Source organism: Mycobacterium sp. 141, from assembly GCF_000382405.1.
Classification (GTDB): domain Bacteria; phylum Actinomycetota; class Actinomycetes; order Mycobacteriales; family Mycobacteriaceae; genus Mycobacterium.
This window is the reverse complement of sequence record NZ_KB908278.1, coordinates 1-15,089: the sequence shown is the minus strand read 5'-3', so window position 1 is coordinate 15,089 and position 15,089 is coordinate 1. Positions and strand designations below refer to the sequence as shown.

16 protein-coding genes and 2 pseudogenes are annotated in these 15,089 nt (G+C 66.6%); 15 read left to right on the top strand and 3 right to left on the bottom strand.

The window, feature by feature from the left end; all coding sequences use genetic code 11:
• The first annotated feature begins 1 nt into the window (after nucleotide 1).
• Genes mycP through H276_RS0121285 form a run of 3 tightly spaced genes read left to right on the top strand, consistent with a single transcriptional unit; the run spans nucleotide 2 to nucleotide 3,103 of the window.
• Nucleotides 2-1,375, top strand: a complete 1,374-nt coding sequence (mycP, locus tag H276_RS0121295; RefSeq protein WP_019973311.1) for a type VII secretion-associated serine protease mycosin — start codon at nucleotides 2-4, stop codon at nucleotides 1,373-1,375.
• The gene (eccE, locus tag H276_RS0121290) at nucleotides 1,372-2,307 is read left to right on the top strand and encodes a type VII secretion protein EccE (protein ID WP_019973310.1); all 936 of its coding nucleotides are present in this window, start codon (nucleotides 1,372-1,374) and stop codon (nucleotides 2,305-2,307) included. The genes mycP and eccE overlap by 4 nt, the downstream gene beginning before the upstream one ends.
• 31 nt (nucleotides 2,308-2,338) lie before the next feature.
• A complete protein-coding gene (locus tag H276_RS0121285; protein WP_019973309.1) occupies nucleotides 2,339-3,103 on the top strand; it encodes a trans-aconitate 2-methyltransferase in 765 nt (254 codons plus the stop codon).
• Nucleotides 3,104-3,139: 36 nt separating this feature from the next.
• Here the strand turns inward: H276_RS0121285 and H276_RS24320 are convergent.
• A pseudogene (locus H276_RS24320) lies at nucleotides 3,140-3,308 on the bottom strand (adenylyl-sulfate kinase); the annotation flags it as partial.
• Nucleotides 3,309-3,449: 141 nt separating this feature from the next.
• On the opposite strand from H276_RS24320, the gene H276_RS0121280 reads away from it, so the two are divergent.
• From H276_RS0121280 to H276_RS0121270, 3 genes are all read left to right on the top strand, one after another.
• Nucleotides 3,450-3,701 carry a type II toxin-antitoxin system Phd/YefM family antitoxin gene (locus H276_RS0121280; protein ID WP_019973308.1) on the top strand — a complete coding sequence of 84 codons (252 nt, stop codon included), beginning with the start codon at nucleotides 3,450-3,452 and terminating at the stop codon, nucleotides 3,699-3,701.
• On the top strand, nucleotides 3,698-3,952 hold the full coding sequence (locus tag H276_RS0121275; protein WP_019973307.1) for a Txe/YoeB family addiction module toxin: 255 nt from the start codon (nucleotides 3,698-3,700) through the stop codon (nucleotides 3,950-3,952). Before H276_RS0121280 ends, H276_RS0121275 begins: the two co-directional genes overlap by 4 nt.
• A gap of 234 nt (nucleotides 3,953-4,186) precedes the next feature.
• The gene (locus H276_RS0121270) at nucleotides 4,187-4,858 is read left to right on the top strand and encodes a phosphatase PAP2 family protein (protein ID WP_026357278.1); all 672 of its coding nucleotides are present in this window, start codon (nucleotides 4,187-4,189) and stop codon (nucleotides 4,856-4,858) included.
• Here H276_RS0121270 and H276_RS23420 read toward each other — a convergent pair.
• Nucleotides 4,812-6,274: pseudogene (locus H276_RS23420) on the bottom strand (phosphatase PAP2 family protein). The gene H276_RS0121270 and the pseudogene H276_RS23420 overlap by 47 nt on opposite strands.
• Nucleotides 6,275-6,356: 82 nt before the next feature.
• On the opposite strand from H276_RS23420, the gene H276_RS0121260 reads away from it, so the two are divergent.
• The 6 genes from H276_RS0121260 (at nucleotide 6,357) to H276_RS0121235 (ending at nucleotide 12,288) form a co-directional block, all read left to right on the top strand.
• Entirely contained in the window at nucleotides 6,357-7,010 is a 654-nt protein-coding gene (locus tag H276_RS0121260) for a L,D-transpeptidase (protein WP_026357277.1), read from the top strand.
• 322 nt (nucleotides 7,011-7,332) lie between these two features.
• Nucleotides 7,333-9,183: an Hsp70 family protein gene (locus H276_RS0121255; RefSeq protein WP_019973305.1), complete on the top strand. Its 1,851-nt coding sequence runs from the start codon at nucleotides 7,333-7,335 to the stop codon at nucleotides 9,181-9,183.
• A gap of 211 nt (nucleotides 9,184-9,394) precedes the next feature.
• A complete protein-coding gene (locus tag H276_RS0121250; RefSeq protein WP_026357276.1) occupies nucleotides 9,395-10,276 on the top strand; it encodes a family 16 glycosylhydrolase in 882 nt (293 codons plus the stop codon).
• A 132-nt stretch (nucleotides 10,277-10,408) separates the two neighbouring features.
• The gene (locus H276_RS0121245) at nucleotides 10,409-11,086 is read left to right on the top strand and encodes a hypothetical protein (protein ID WP_026357275.1); all 678 of its coding nucleotides are present in this window, start codon (nucleotides 10,409-10,411) and stop codon (nucleotides 11,084-11,086) included.
• Nucleotides 11,087-11,189: 103 nt separating this feature from the next.
• A complete protein-coding gene (locus tag H276_RS0121240) occupies nucleotides 11,190-11,846 on the top strand; it encodes a rhomboid-like protein (RefSeq protein ID WP_369758545.1) in 657 nt (218 codons plus the stop codon).
• Nucleotides 11,847-12,093: 247 nt separating this feature from the next.
• A complete protein-coding gene (locus tag H276_RS0121235) occupies nucleotides 12,094-12,288 on the top strand; it encodes an excalibur calcium-binding domain-containing protein (protein ID WP_019973300.1) in 195 nt (64 codons plus the stop codon).
• Nucleotides 12,289-12,394: 106 nt separating this feature from the next.
• On the opposite strand, the gene H276_RS0121230 is transcribed toward H276_RS0121235, so the two are convergent.
• The gene (locus tag H276_RS0121230) at nucleotides 12,395-12,973 is read right to left on the bottom strand and encodes a maleylpyruvate isomerase family mycothiol-dependent enzyme (RefSeq protein ID WP_019973299.1); all 579 of its coding nucleotides are present in this window, start codon (nucleotides 12,971-12,973) and stop codon (nucleotides 12,395-12,397) included.
• A 243-nt stretch (nucleotides 12,974-13,216) separates the two neighbouring features.
• Between H276_RS0121230 and H276_RS0121225 the strand changes: the two genes are divergently transcribed.
• From H276_RS0121225 to H276_RS25555, 3 genes are all read left to right on the top strand, one after another.
• Complete coding sequence (locus H276_RS0121225) at nucleotides 13,217-13,939, top strand: glycosyltransferase family 2 protein (protein WP_036461555.1); 723 nt, start codon at nucleotides 13,217-13,219, stop codon at nucleotides 13,937-13,939.
• Entirely contained in the window at nucleotides 13,936-14,856 is a 921-nt protein-coding gene (locus tag H276_RS0121220) for a hypothetical protein (protein WP_019973297.1), read from the top strand. The genes H276_RS0121225 and H276_RS0121220 overlap by 4 nt, the downstream gene beginning before the upstream one ends.
• 122 nt (nucleotides 14,857-14,978) lie before the next feature.
• The coding region (locus H276_RS25555) for a PIG-L family deacetylase (RefSeq protein ID WP_196807971.1) at nucleotides 14,979-15,089 on the top strand (111 nt) is incomplete at its 3' end.

The window sequence follows — 15,089 nt, the reverse complement described above, 5'->3', positions numbered from 1 at the left end:
GGTGATCCGCAAGAACCTTGGCGTCGTGGCGACGGCCGCACTGGTGGCGCTGATCGGCTGCCCGTCCGCGGGCGCCATCAGCCCGCCGGTGGTCGACTCGCAGGTGAGCCCGCCACCGGGCAGCGCCGGTGCGCTGCAACCGATGATGCAGCGCACCGCCTGCACCACGACGACGGTTCTGCCCGGCAGCAATCCCGCTGCGGTCAGCCCGAACCAGTTGGCGCTCAACCTTTCCGGGGCCTGGCAGTACAGTCGCGGCGAAGGACAGACCGTGGCGGTGATCGACACCGGTGTGCAGCCGGGACCGCGCCTGCCCAACGTCGAACCCGGCGGCGACTACATCGAGTCGACGGACGGGCTCACCGACTGCGATGGGCACGGCACCGCCATCGCCGGCCTGATCGCCGGACAGCCAGGGGCCGATGGCTTTTCCGGGGTGGCGCCCGCGGCACGGTTGATCTCCATCCGGCAGAACTCACCGCGATTCGCCCCGCGCACTCCCGGCACCGATGCCGTGGCCCGCGCGTCTTCCGACGTCGCAAGCCTTGCGCGTGCCGTGGTGCGGGCCGCTGATCTGGGGGCCCGCGTCATCAACATCTCGGTGGTGACGTGCCTGCCTGCCGACAAACCCATCGACCAGACCGATCTCGGTGCGGCACTGCGGTATGCGGCCGTCGAGAAGGATGCCGTGATCGTCGCCGCTGCGGGCAACAACCGCGGCGGCGTGAGCACCGGCTCGGCCTGTGAATCCAATCCGCTGTCGGTCGCGGGCACCGGCGATCCCCGGAACTGGGATGCTGTGACATCGGTGTCGATACCTTCTTGGTGGCAGCCGTACGTGCTGTCGGTCGGTTCGCTCACCGCCGGTGGGCAGCCGTCCGGCTTCACCATGGCCGGGCCGTGGGTGGGGATCGCGGCACCGGGTGAGAACGTCGTCTCGGTGAGCAACGCTCCGGGCGGTGGACTGGCCAATGCCGCGCACACCGAACAGGACAAGCTGACCCCGTTGAGCGGCACCAGCTATGCCACCGCCTACGTGTCCGGCGTTGCGGCGCTGGTGCGCAGTAGGTACCCCGGGCTGACCGCTCGGCAGGTCGTGCACCGGCTGACCGCGACCGCGCAGGGCGCCGCCCGCTCACCGTCGAATCTGACCGGGGCAGGCGGTGTCGACCCGGTGGCTGCGCTCACCTGGGACGTCGCCGACGTCCCCGCTGACGGGCCGACACCACCGGCCGCCAAACCCATTGCCGCGCCGGCAGCGCCAGCTCCACGGGACCACACCCCGCGCACCATCGCGTTCGCCGGTACCGCAGTACTGGCACTCGCGGCTCTTGCAGCGCTGATCGCGCATCGACGAAAGGACAACACCACATGACCGCCCGCCTCGCGTTGGCGTCCCTGTTCGTCGTGGCGGCGGTGCTGGCCAGGCCTTGGCAGAGCCCGGTGGAACGCTGGGTGCTCGGTGTCTCCGTCGCCGCAGTGCTCGTGCTGATCGCATGGTGGGGCGGGATGTTCCTGACCACCCGGATCGGTCGCCTGTTCGGGATGTGGTGGCGCAACTTCTCGAAGGGCAAGGGAGGCAAGGCTGTTGATCCGAACGTCGAGACGGTCGTGCTGCGGGTCGACCCGGCCGCCGAAGCGCAACTGCCGATCGTGGTCAGCTACCTGAACCGCTACGGCATCCGGTGTGACAAAGTACGGCTCACCCACCGCGACGTCGACGGCACCCGGCGCAGCTGGATCAGCCTGACTGTGGCCGCCACCGACAATCTCGCGGCACTACAGGCCCGGTCATCGCGGATTCCCTTGCGCGACACCGCCGAAGTCATGGCCCGTCGGCTCGCCGATCATCTGCGCGAGGAGGGCTGGACCGTCACGATCGTCGACGGTGTGGATACTCCGCTGCCGGACGCGGCCAAGGAAACCTGGCGCGGTGTGAAGGATGACTCCGGCTTCACCGCGGCCTACCGCGTCGCGGTCACCGACACCTTGGCTAACACCCTGGCCGCGGTACGTGGTCTGTCGGCACGGGAGCTCTGGACCGTGCTGGAGTTCATCGGAGAGCCGTCGCAGCCGCAGCTCGTCGTCGGATGCGCGGTCCACACCGATGAGCGTCCCGGCGCCAAGGCCCCGGTACCCGGCCTCACCCCCCAGCAGGGACGGCACGGCCTCGCACTGCAGGCGCTGAGCCCGCTGTCCGCGGTGCGGTTGGACGGCATCCCGGTGGACGCGCTCGACGTGCTGTTCGAGGGGCCGTTACTCGAACACGACATTCCCCAGGAAGCGGGACTGCAGGGCGCCACATAGTGCCCCGCACGCGGGGAGGATCCTTATAACAGTGTGGAACCCCGATACCTACCTGGCCTTCGCCGATCACCGCGGCCGACCGTTCTTCGACCTCGTCGGACGCGTGGGCGCGGACGCTCCGCGCCGCGTGGTCGACTTGGGCTGCGGGCCGGGCAACCTGACCGTCACGCTCGCGCAGCGCTGGCCGAATGCGGTGGTGGAAGCCTGGGACAGCTCCCCCGAGATGGTGGCTGCGGCGCAGGAGCGGGGCCTCGACGCGCGGGTGGGTGACATCGAGCAGTGGTCACCTCAGCCCGACACCGATGTGGTGGTGTCCAATGCCGCGCTGCAGTGGGTGCCGATACACCGTGAGCTGCTGTTGCGGTGGGCCGTGCAGATGACGGCCGGCTCATGGATCGCGTTTCAGGTACCCGGCAACTTCGACTCCCCGTCGCATCAGGCCGTGCGCGAGGTGGCACGTCGCCCACAATTCGCCGATGCCTTGCGGGACATGCCGTTTCGGGAGATCGACGTGGTGGACGCGCCTGAGCGGTACGCAGGTCTACTGACGGATGCGGGCTGCGCCGTCGATGCTTGGGAAACCACTTACACACATCAATTGACCGGCGACACACCGGTATTGGATTGGATCACCGGGACCGCGCTGACCCAGGTCAAGGACCGGCTCACCGAGGAGGCGTGGCAGCAGTACCGGGAGCAGATCATCCCGCTGCTGGCCGAGGCGTATCCACGGCGGGCCGACGGAATCACGTTCTTCCCGTTCCGGCGCGTATTCGTGGTCGCGCAGGTCGGTTGATGCGATCACGCCGACACCGCAACCACAACGCGCAAGTCAACGACGCGAATTCAGCTGCTCGATGACCTGTGCAACGAGCGCGTCGACACCTGTGAGTCCGCGGAGCTCACCGGTGCGCCCGGGCATAGAGTCCCTCGGGATCGCGCCGTTCGCATTCGGCCAACGAGGTCGCTACGTGGATCTCGATGAATGGCAGCTTCGCCGCGTCACCCTCGTCGGAACAACCGTCGGAGGCGCTGCACGTCGGGTCTTCGCAGACGCGCAGTCCGGGTAGCGGAATCCGTGGGCAATAAACCGGCCGCCCTCAAGTGGTACCATAAGTGGTACCACTTGGAAGGTTCTGCTAATGGCGATTTCAGCGAGTGAAGCCCGCAAAAACCTATTCCCCCTGATCCAACAGGTCAACGACGACCGCGCACCCGTCGAAATCACCTCGAAGAACGGCAGCGCGGTCCTCATCGCGGCCGACGAGTGGGAAGCATGGCAGGAGACCGCTTACCTCTTCCGATCGCCAGCCAACGCCCGCCGGCTCCTGGAAGCCGCCGAAGCCCTCGACGCCGGCCGCGGGGTCCGTCGAGAACTCGACATCGACGAGTGAACATTGTGTTCTCGCCCCAGGCATGGGACGACTATCAGCACTGGCAGACCGCCGATCGGACGATCGTCAAGCGCATCAACCGACTCATCAACGAAACCTGCCGCGCTCCATACGAAGGCATCGGAAAGCCCGAGCCACTCAAGTACGGGCTCGCGGGGGCTTGGTCGCGCCGGATCACCGATGAACACCGACTCGTCTACCGCGTCGTCGATGACAACCTAGAGATCTTCCAAGTCCGCTACCACTACTGACGACTTGGCTCATGTTCAGCGGCGTGGTTGGTCGTTAGGCGCGGGTGGCGTACGTGCGCACTGTGAAGACTGCCTCGGGGGATCGCGGTGCAGATCGTGTGGTCCTCGCGGCGCGGGGCACGCAACATCGAGCACGTCGGGTCGGCTCACGATAAGGTTGAGCGCCAGGTAGGGCCTTCGTGTGCTCTACATCGCGGGCGCGCCTGTGCTGCCGGGGCGCGCTTGAATGGAGCGGTGAGCACGCGAACCGGATGGCTCATCGCGTCGGCGGTCCTTGCCGTCGCGGTGTACGCATTGATGTGGATCGGCTATGGGTTCCACTGGACCTGGCTGGCGGAGTTCGACACGGCCGGGCTCACCCGGCCCTACCGCTATGACGCAGCACATCCGGATTGGGTGGCGGGATGGGACCTGTTCTGCACGGTGCTGAGCCCGGTGGCCTTCCGGATCGCGGCCCTGGTGGCTATCGTCGTGGCGCTTGTGCGTCGGCAGCTCCGGATCGCGCTGTTCCTACTGCTCGCGATCGAACTGAGCGCTCTCGTCACCGTGTTGGCCAAGAATCTCGCCGACCGGCCCCGTCCGGCCACCGCGTTGACGCATGCGCCGTCGACGTCGTTCCCATCCGGGCACGCGTTGGGGGCGATGGTCGGCGTGCTGGCGCTGCTGACGGTGGCCTGGCCGCTGCTGCGGGCACCGCTGCGCACCTGGTTGATGGTCGCGGGGGCAGTCGTCGTCGTCGCGATCGGCGTGGGCCGGGTGGTGCTCAACGTTCACCACCCATCCGACGTGGTGGCAGGCTGGGCGCTCGGATACGTCTACTTCGTCATCTGCTGGCTGGTGGTGCGGCCCTACCCGACGGTCACGGAAGTGGACGGAACACCGGTAGCGCCCGATATCGCACGCTGAAGTGGGCATCGGTGCAGGTTTCCCCGACCTCGCCGTCGTGGGCCACCACGGTGGACCGTCCACGGTGGAAAGCCGGAATTCAGGGACCTGCAGCTCGTGATAGAGCGGGCTACGGACAAGCCGTCCCAGCGCGATGGCGACCGCGATCCGCAGCCCGCTGAACCGCCGGCCGCTCTCCAATATCCGCACGTCGAGTAGCCCGTCGTCCATACGTGGGCGCACCGACGGCGCGAACCCTGACGGCAAGTATGTCGAATTGCCCAGGAAGAACAGCGAAGTCTGCAAAGTCTTGTCGTCATAGGTGATGCGGACCGACTGGTCGCGGCGCAGCGTCAGATACGCCGCGTAGGCCCCCGCCAACCTCTTGCCGATCTTGCCCTCGAGCTTCTCCCGCGCCTGGACATAGCGCGGGTAGGCGCCGATGCTCGCGGTGTTCACCACGGTGGTCTTCTCGTTGAGGCACACCAGATCCACGTAGGCGGCGCTGCCATCCCGGATGGCGTCCACGGTCTGCGCCACGGAGTCACATCCGATGTCCTTGGCGAAGTGGTTGAACGTCCCGCCGGGGAACACGGCCAGTGGCACTCCCGCATCGAACGCCACCCCGGCAGCACAGGCGACGGTGCCGTCACCGCCGCCGACGGCGAGCACCGCGGCGCGCGCGGCGGCAGCGCGCATCACCTCCACGACGTCGTCGTCGGCACCCAGCTCGACGATATCGGTGCGCGGCAACGTCTTTCGGATCTCTTCGATGACGCGGCCCCCGGTGCCCTCACCGGAGTCCGGGTTGATCACCAGGACCACTCCTTCGCCGTCCGGCCGGGGGTCGGTGTCATACCGCAGCGGGTCGGCGATGGGCAGGCTGGCAGTGGGAATTGTGGGCACCACTCTGGCGCCGATGATGGCGATGGCTGCGCCGATACCGAACCCGGCGAACACGTCCCCCGGATAGTGCGCCCCGGTAGCCACCCGGGACAGCCCGACCAGGCCCGCGAGCACGGCCAGTCCCAGGCCGACGGGCGGACTCTCCAGGCCGACCCCCACCGCGAACGCCGCGGCGCTGGCGGAGTGACCCGACGGCAGCGAATGCGAGGTCGGAAGGCGCCGGGATCGGCGCGCTAGCGGGATCAGGGTGGCGTCGGGCCGGGGCCGGTGCCACAGCCGTTTGGCGATCTGGTTGGTCACCAAGCTGGTGACAGCCAGGCTGGCCACCCCGCGGGCGCTGCCGCGCCGCACCGCGGGGCCGCCCAATGCTCCGAGTGCCGCGGCGATGGCCAGCCACAGCTTCGAGTGGTCGGCGACGTCGGTCAGCCGCGGCATGGCGGTGTCCAGCAGTGGGCTGGGGGATTCGGCAACGGCGTCGAAGACCTCGCGGTCCAACGTGCCCAGGTCTCTGGCGATCTTCCGCGCGTTCATCAGACCACGGTACCGAGTGTCCGCGACCTGATCGTGTCCGAACCTTTACCCCGACGATGCGGTTTGCGGTAACGATGGTTGGGTGCGACGACTGGGAGCCTTGCTATGCGCCGCAGTGTTGGCCCTGGCGGGTGCGCCGGTGGCCAACGCCACCGACCCGTGGTTCGCCAACTCGGTGGGTAATGCCACCCAGGTGATTTCCGTTGTCGGCGTTGGCGGTTCGAAGGCGATGATGGATGTGTATCAACGCGGACCCACCGGCTGGCAGGCCGTGGCCGCAGGAATCCCCGCCAGCATCGGTGCCAACGGCATGGCCGCGGAAACCCACGACGGCAACATGGCTACCCCGATGGGCATATTCACCCTCGACTTCGCGTTCGGCACCGCGCCGAATCCCGGTGGCGGACTTCAGTACGTTCAGATCGCCGACAACAACCACTGGTGGGACGGCGACGTCAACAGCCCGACCTACAACACCATGCAGGTATGTCAGAAAGCCCAGTGCCCGTTCAACACCGACCCGGCCAGCGGCACCGAGAACCTGAACATCTCGGCGTACAAGCACGCCGTGGTGATGGGAGTGAACAAGGCGCGGGTGCCGGGCAATGGTGGTGCGTTCTTCGTGCACACCACCGACGGTGGACCGACCGCAGGGTGCGTGGCGATCGACGACGGAAAACTCGTACAGATCATGCAGTGGTTGCGGCCCGGCGCGTTGATCGCGGTGGCAAAGTAGGCGTCAAATATACAGGCCTGTACGGGGTTTGAGATTGACGGTCAAGCCCGAGGCCGACATTGTGGCATCGTAGGAGCGGTCGCATCCGGTACTGTTGATCCGCCAGCAATCGCTGGTGCGGCGATAAGTGTCGTGGTAAAAGACCGCAGATTTCGGGATTGCACCACAACAGCAGGGCCTATGCGGCGTGTGTGCGTAGGTATAGAGGTCGCTGTGAACGCATGTGAAGTCCAAAACTGCGATGGCGGAACATGTTCGATTCGATTACGAAAGTGTGTCAGAGGACTGTGTGCCTGCCGGACCGACTACTGTGATCTCCGTTATGAGCGACCCGCTTGGGTTGTCGATCGGGACCACCAACCTGGTTGCGGCGCGCGTCGGCAATCACCCTGTCATACGGCGATCGGTATTGACCTTGACGGCAGACCGCACGCCGCAAGTCGGCATGCCTGCAGACGGGCACGGGGTGACGCTGGGCGGATTCGTCGAACGGGTCGGTGACCCGGTACCGCTCGTGGCTCCCGACGGGGCCGCGTATGCCGCCGATGCCCTCCTGGTCGAGGCGCTTGACGCGATGGTCGACGCGGCCGGCGGCTCGTCATCGCAGCTCGCCATCGCCGTTCCCGCGCATTGGGGTGCCCCTACCCTGCGAGCGTTGCGCAGCGCCATGCGCACCAACCCGAACCTGTGCCACGACGGGATGCCGGCCCGCTTGGTGTCCGATGCCCTGGCGTCGTTGACGGCGCTGCGGGCAAACCCGGGCCTACCGCTCAGCGGTGTGGTGGCCCTGCTCGACTTCGGTGGTGGCGGCACCAGCATCACGCTGGCCGACGCGGCGGCGGCGTTCGAGCCGATTGACGAAACCACTCGTTATCTGGACTTTTCGGGTGATCAGATCGACCAGGCGCTCATGACGCACGTACTCGACGATGCCGCGCAGGCCGGCGATATCGATCCAGCCGGCACCACGTCGGTCGGCTCACTGGTGCGGCTACGCGAGGAGTGCCGGCAGGCCAAGGAGCGATTGTCGGCGGAGACTGCGACCGATCTGATGGTCGAACTGCCCGGGTACTCGGCCACGGTCCGGGTTACCCGTGCCGAGCTCGAGGCGTTGATCCAACAGCCTCTCTCCGGAGCACTGGCCGCGCTGGAAACTGCGCTGGAACGCAACGGGATCGGCTGGCCTGCGGTAGCCGCCGTGGTCACCATCGGTGGCGGCGCCAGCATCCCACTTGTCACCCAACGACTTTCGGAGCATTCGCAGGCGCCGGTGGTGACGACACCGCAACCCGCACTGGACGCCGCGATCGGCGTTGCGCTGTCGGCGGCGTACGCGGCCGATGCCGACGCCCAGACCGGGGTCGCACCGACCGTCGGCGTGGCAGCCACCCCGATACCGGAAATGACTGCCCAGCAACCGGATTCGTCGACATTCCGGGCGCTGGCCTGGTCGCAAGACGACGCCGACGACGACGTGGTGCCCTACACGGGGCCGGACCTGATGGACTCCTTCAGCACTCGCACAGCCGCTAGGCCCACCGTGCAGTATGTGCCGCCGACCGGGCCGATCGAGGAGCCGCGGTCGGCGTGGCAGAAACTTCCCCTGGCGGTTTTCGGGGTCGCCGCGGCGTTGGTGCTCGTCGCTATCGGCGGGGTGACCTATGCGCTGACCGGTGCCACAGGAAGTGTGACGACTTCGGAAACACCTACACCTGCACCTGCGCCGCAACCCGTCACTCAGCGGCAGGCGGCGCCTGTTGAGCCACCGCCCCCGTCCGCGGTGCCGCCGCCACTCGAGCCCGTAACCGAGGTTGCCCCGCCGCCTCCGACGCCGGTGAAGGAGGCGCCGCCGCCACCCCCTCCACCGGAAACGGAGACCCGCGTGGTGACCGTGACGTCGACCCCGCCGCCGACGCATACGACGACGACCACCACTACCACCACGACGACACCGCCGCCGACCACGACAACTACGACGACCACCACGCCGCCGCCAACGACGACGACAAACCCGATGACCACGACTTACATCACGGTGCCGTTCGTCCCGGTACCGATCCCGATACAGGTGCCCAACACGGGCCCGACCACGCAGCAGCAGCAGTACCCGTACGAGCAGAACCCCTACCAGCAGCAATACCCGTACCAGCAGGAGAGCCCGTATCAGCCGTAGCGGGCGGCCCCGCAGATCGCCGGACGGGATCGGACGACGCGGTGGGGCTACTCGTCGCGATACCCGCCAGGGCGCACGCGATCGGGCTCGACGGGGGTGAGCTGCGCGTTTACGCCAGTGCCGCGGTAAGGACGAGCGGGCGCAAACATGTTCACAGCACCTATGTACTCGAGAACGTGCTTAGCCCATCTATTGTGTGCCTGTGCCTGATATGGATCGTCGCAGTGTGATGTTCATGATGGGTCTGGGGGTGGCAGCCGTTGCGCTGCCTGCTGGAGTAGCCAATGCCGACCCGGTCGTCGGAGGTGACCCGCCCGGACCTGTTGCGCCCGCGCCCGGGATGCCGACACCGGCGGCTGCTGCAACACCCACATTCATCTTCCAAGACGAATTCAACGGGCCGGCTGGGTCGCCACCAGATCCGGCGTGGTGGTACCTGGTACCGGAGCGGGAGACCATCAAGAACCCGGTCGAGTGGGACAAACCGTTCAACATGGGGCGGTACGTGACCGACACGGATCATGCGTTCCAGGACGGCAAGGGCAACCTGGTGATCCGCGCGACGCGTGGGCCGGGCACCACCATCCAGGAGAAATACGCCAGCGCCAAGGTCGTCGGGACCTGGCACGGTGGCATCGGCACCACCTGGGAGGCGCGCATCAAGCTCAACTGCCTCACCGACGGGGCCTGGCCCGCTTTCTGGCTTCTCAACGACGATCCCGTCCGCGGTGGTGAGGTCGATCTGGTCGAGTGGTACGGCAACCGTGACTGGCCTTCGGGAACTACGGTGCACGCCCGTCTGGACGGCGAGTCCTTCGCCACTGATCCCCACCCGATCGATAGTGGATGGCACAACTGGCGCATGTCGTGGACACCGCAGGGCATGTACTTCTGGAAGGACTACGCCCCGGGTATGGAGCCGTACTTCCAGGTGCCGGCGTACTCTCTGGACGACTGGCCATTCAACGATCCCGGCTACACACTGGTGCCGGTGTTCAACATCGCCGTCGGCGGCTCGGGCGGTCGCGACCCCAGTGGGGGCAGCTACCCGGCCGAGATGCTGGTCGACTGGATTCGCGTCTTCCAAGGCTGAGTGTCCGGCTCGCATTACGCGTCATTGCGCGCTGAAAGACAACTGTGTGTTATCTGGCGGGGCTCTGAGGAAACTCGAAGATCACCAACGGGGTTGCTGCGCCTGTTTTTGAGCACTCGTATGGTGCTCTCTGTGGCGCGGCATGCATTAGCCAGCCGACGGCGGGTAGCACCGGCCGTCGGGGCTGCTCTGCTCGCCTCGGTCGCGGTGTGCTTCGCGGCGGGTGGCAGCGCCGCTGAGTTCACCGCCGCGCAGTCCGCCAGGTCTGTCGTCGAGGGCGGCATGGCGGATGGTCTACGGGTGGTGACACCGGTGCTGAGCAAGTTCTCGTCAGCCCCGTCCGACGAGGAATCGGGCATGGCCGTCGTCTCCCCGCAAGTGGCATCGCGGTCGCGTTACCGCGTCGTCCCCGTCGCCGTCGTTCCCCGATTCCTGCCGGTCGGGGTCGCGCCCGAACGGGGCCTGCAGGTCCGCACGATCCTGACAGCCCGCGCCGTCAGCGCCGCGTTCCCCGAGATACATGAGATCGGCGGCGTCCGTCCTGACGCGCTGCGGTGGCATCCTGACGGTTTGGCACTCGACGTGATGATCCCCAACCCCGGCAGTGCCGATGGCATCGCGCTGGGCAATGCCATCGTCGCGTACGCGCTCAAGAATGCCGATCGGTTCGGGCTGCAGGACGCGATCTGGCGCGGCACCTACTACACGCCGAGCGGTCCGCAGAGCAGCGGCTACGGTCACTACGACCACGTACACCTCACCACCACGGGCGGCGGTTACCCCACCGGTGGCGAGGTCTATCCGCGCTGAGTCGTCGGTCATTCGAGCGTTAGTCCCCAGCCACTTCACAGCATGCTGCGCACGGGAATTGAGAGTCTGCAGCAGCTGACATGCACATACTGGTGCTGTGCAGGTGAAATCGTGGCTGACGGCGGCGGGGCGATATGTACGCAGCGCTCCGCTGACCTATGCGTGGCTGGCTGTCCTGCTGGTCACCACGATTGTTCAGCATCAAACGCATGGCCGGGAGTTGCACGACCTGCTGGTCCAGAGTTCGACCAACATCCACCACCTGGAGACCGATCCCCTCTACGTACTGACGACGAGTCTGTTCTGGATCGACGGCCAGTATTGGGCTCCGTACCTGGTGTTGTTCAGCCTCATCCTCGCGCCGGCCGAACGCTGGCTCGGCCAAATCCGTTGGCTCAGTGTGGGTTTAATTACGCACATACTGGCCACCTACATCAGCGAAGGCCTGCTGTACCTGGCGATCCACGACCATGTCGCACCCGCGCGACTTATCCAGGTACGCGACGTCGGGGTCAGCTACTTCCTTGTCGGCGTGGGTGCCGTGCTGGCCTACCGCATCGTGCGGCCCTGGCGGTGGGTGTATCTCGGCACGGCGTTCATCTATTTCGGGGCCGCCCTGATCGGCAACATCAATTTCACCGCGATCGGGCACCTGTCGGCGCTCCTGATCGGCCTGTGCTGTTACCCGTTCGCGCGGCGGCCGGTGACAGCTCGGGCCAGTACCCCGGACTCCAACAGCAGATCCCGGACTACCGTCTGACACTGCTACTTATGCCAGATGCTCGTGTGTCCGACTCATCGCGGGCCGACACGGTTATCTCAAACCATATTCAGTCTTCTGTCTACGCTGTCGTATGAAGGGGTTAGGGCGGTGCGGTGGCGCCCGTGCCTTCGTTCCTGCGTGACGCGGTCCGTACCGCAGCGGGAATCCGATTTGTGACGAACTTCGCGGAACCGTTACTCTGTCGTGAGTTTTACGGTCACGTCAATACCAGGGTTGGGTCTCCATGCTTCTCCGCACGTTCCTCGTCTTTGCGGCCGTCGCCGTCGCCGGTACCGGTCTTGCACCCATTGCCGTCGCGCGGCCGTATGCCAACTGCACCCAGGCGCACAAAGACGGACGATGGGATATTCCGCAGGACGATCCGGCCTACTGGCCAGGCGGGGATCGCGACGGTGACGGGATCGCTTGCGAGTCGTGAATGTGGGTGCTAGAACCGCATCATTCGGTTGGCTGCGCGCGCCTGCATTTTCCTGACATGGATTTCACCGCAGCGGCAGGCTGGAATACTGCTGTCGGATGAGATCTCAAGGGCGGCGCCGTGCGAAGGTCATCACGATGTCGCGGATGGGTTCCTCCCTGACGGTTCCCCACTGCGGGCCCGCCGCAAAGCCCGCATCGGTGGCCACGAACCGGTAGCCCGGCAGGTCACGCCGCGGGTTGAACGGAAACTTCATGTGCCACAACCGTTCTGCGACGGTAACGGCAGCTTCTGCAGGCATCGGCCGGTCGATATCCAGGGGAGTGCAGATGTCTTGGGTGTGCACCAGAATGTCCATAAGGGGGTCGACTTCGGTGGTCATCGGTGGGCGTCGCCGCGAGCCGGCCATGGCCCGCAGTCGCGCGGTGATGGCCTGTGGAGTGGCCGGGTCCGTCAGCGCTGACCGGCGGACCATGGTGTCGAAACGGAAGCCTGACTTCAATGCCGCCAACGCGAGGTCCTTGCGGCCGAGCTGCGACTGCGTGATGTGGACCGCAACGTCGCGCACCGTCCAGCCCTCGCACAGCGACTGCGTCGACCACTGTTTCGGGGTCAAGGTGTCGAGCAGATCGGCAAGTGCATTGCGCTGCTCGTCGATGGTGCGCCAGATTGCATCGGAGTCCATATCCGAACGGTACTGATGACCGATCTTCGTGGAGCCGATGACGGGAATCGAACCGCGACCGAGCCGCCACGATACCGTCCGCCGCGGCAACCCGATGCACTTCGCTATCGGGTCGCGGTTCGCCCACGCGTGGAGAAGTCGAACACGGCGATGCCGACGGTTGCGGTCACCATCACATCGTTCCACGTGAATATCACGCCCAGCCGGGGTGTGGAACTGGGGCGATCGGGATACTCCGTCCGAGTGTCAGAACCTGGTCCTCTCCGCAGCGGCGCCGTCGAGACGGCGGCCATCGTCATCCCTGCCCACAACGAGATGCGGGAGTTACCGCGTACCCTGCGCGCGGTCATCACCGCCGCCGCATGCTCGCCCGTCCCCACTTCGACGGTGGTGGTGCTGGATCGGTGTGGTGACCGCAGCGAAGAGTTGGCAGGCGATTTCGGGCCCGACGTCCATTTCGTCACCGTGGACGCAGGCAATGTCGGCGCAGCCCGCGCGGCGGGATTCACCTACGCCGAAAAAATCTGCACCACAGCTAATCTCGCGCGAACCTGGTACGCCACCACGGACGCCGACACCCAGGTCGACCCGGACTGGCTGGTCCGCCAGATCGACGCGGACGCCGACATGGTGCTCGGAGTGGTCCGAGTCAACGACTGGCGCCAGCATTCCGCGGCGGCAGTGCGGCGCTATCTGCTGGCGTATCGGCGGAAGGCTCGCGGTCGCAGTCACGACCACGTGCACGGCGCCAACATGGGTTTCCGGGCCGACGCCTACTGGGCCGTCGGTGGTTTCCGCGCGTTGCCCAGTGGTGAGGACGTCGAAATCGTCGAACGCTTCACCGCCGCCGGGTACTACATCCATCGCGACGCCGAACTGTCCGTGGTCACGTCGGCACGACCGGCGGGTCGTGCTCCGCGCGGCTTCGCAGGCTATCTGCGCAAGGTTGGCGGAGGTGCGGCGTGAGCGTCGACCTTCTGCGCGAATGGCTGGCCGCCGGTGAACTGGACCTGCCGCTGCCCGGTTGGGGAGGGACGTTGCCGCGGTGGCGCGCGTTATCGGCACTGACCGAGATTGACACTGTCGCCGGACGATTGGCGGAAGCGCACGCCGACGCCGTAGCCATTCTGGCTGAGCTGGACGGCCCGGCTCCCCGTCCGGGTCAGCTATGGGGGGTCTGGGCCGCCGAACCACCGGACGCGGTGGTGACGGCGCGTCCGAGCGGTGACGTCGTGCATCTGACCGGCACCAAAGCATGGTGCTCGGGAGCGGGACTGTGTGACAACGCACTGGTGACCGCCCGCTTCGAGGACGGTCGCCGAGCGCTGTTCGCCGTCGCAGTCGCAGATGTGAGCCCTTCGGACAACACGTGGAGCAATATCGGCATGCTCGCCAGCGACACCCGAGCGGTCGAGTTCGACGGGGCGATCGGTGTGCCGGTCGGCTCGCCCGGTGCGTACTTGGAGCGCCCGGGCTTCTGGCACGGCGCGATCGGGGTTGCCGCGTGCTGGCTGGGAGCCGCGAAAGCCGTTGCTGCGCCGCTGTATCGGAGGGCTGGGTCGGACGAGCATGCCCTGGCACACCTTGGCGCCGTCGACGCAGCACTGGCCGCGGCGGATTCGGCGATGGAGGTCGCGGCCGCCGAAATCGACGGCGATCCGTCCGACGAGGCGGGTGTGGGCGAGGTCCGCGCCCGGCGCGTGCGCGCGATCGTCGAGATTGCGTTCGACGAGGCCCTCACGCGGACCGGGCGCGCGCTGGGTCCGGGTCTGCTGACGCAGGATACCGACCACGCGCAGCGAGTCGCCGATCTCACGGTGTACGTGCGGCAGAGTCACGCCGAACGCGACCTCGCGGCGCTGGGCCGACTGGTGGCCCGATGATCGGCAACGGGCATCGGTTCGCCGCGAAACCGCTGGCTGATGGAGGCACTTCCACTCAGGAGTGGATCGATTAGGGCAGAACGTTTCCCGAGCTCGATCTCACCGAGTGCCCCGGCCTCGTCGTGGTGGCCCCGCATCCCGACGACGAGACCCTGGGCTTGGGTGCGACCGCAGCCCTGCTGCGCGACGCGGGTGTCGACTTCCAGGTGCTTTCGGTGACCGATGGTGGCGCC

Bases quoted from the DNA above. Each gene is read 5' to 3' on its own strand.
- H276_RS0121280 (WP_019973308.1), top strand. From the start codon at position 3,450: ATGGCGATTTCAGCGAGTGAAGCCCGCAAAAACCTATTCCCCCTGATC.
- H276_RS0121235 (WP_019973300.1), top strand. From the start codon at position 12,094: ATGCTTCTCCGCACGTTCCTCGTCTTTGCGGCCGTCGCCGTCGCCGGT.
- H276_RS0121230 (WP_019973299.1), bottom strand. From the start codon at position 12,973: ATGGACTCCGATGCAATCTGGCGCACCATCGACGAGCAGCGCAATGCA.
- H276_RS0121255 (WP_019973305.1), top strand. From the start codon at position 7,333: ATGAGCGACCCGCTTGGGTTGTCGATCGGGACCACCAACCTGGTTGCG.
- eccE (WP_019973310.1), top strand. From the start codon at position 1,372: ATGACCGCCCGCCTCGCGTTGGCGTCCCTGTTCGTCGTGGCGGCGGTG.
- H276_RS0121250 (WP_026357276.1), top strand. From the start codon at position 9,395: ATGGATCGTCGCAGTGTGATGTTCATGATGGGTCTGGGGGTGGCAGCC.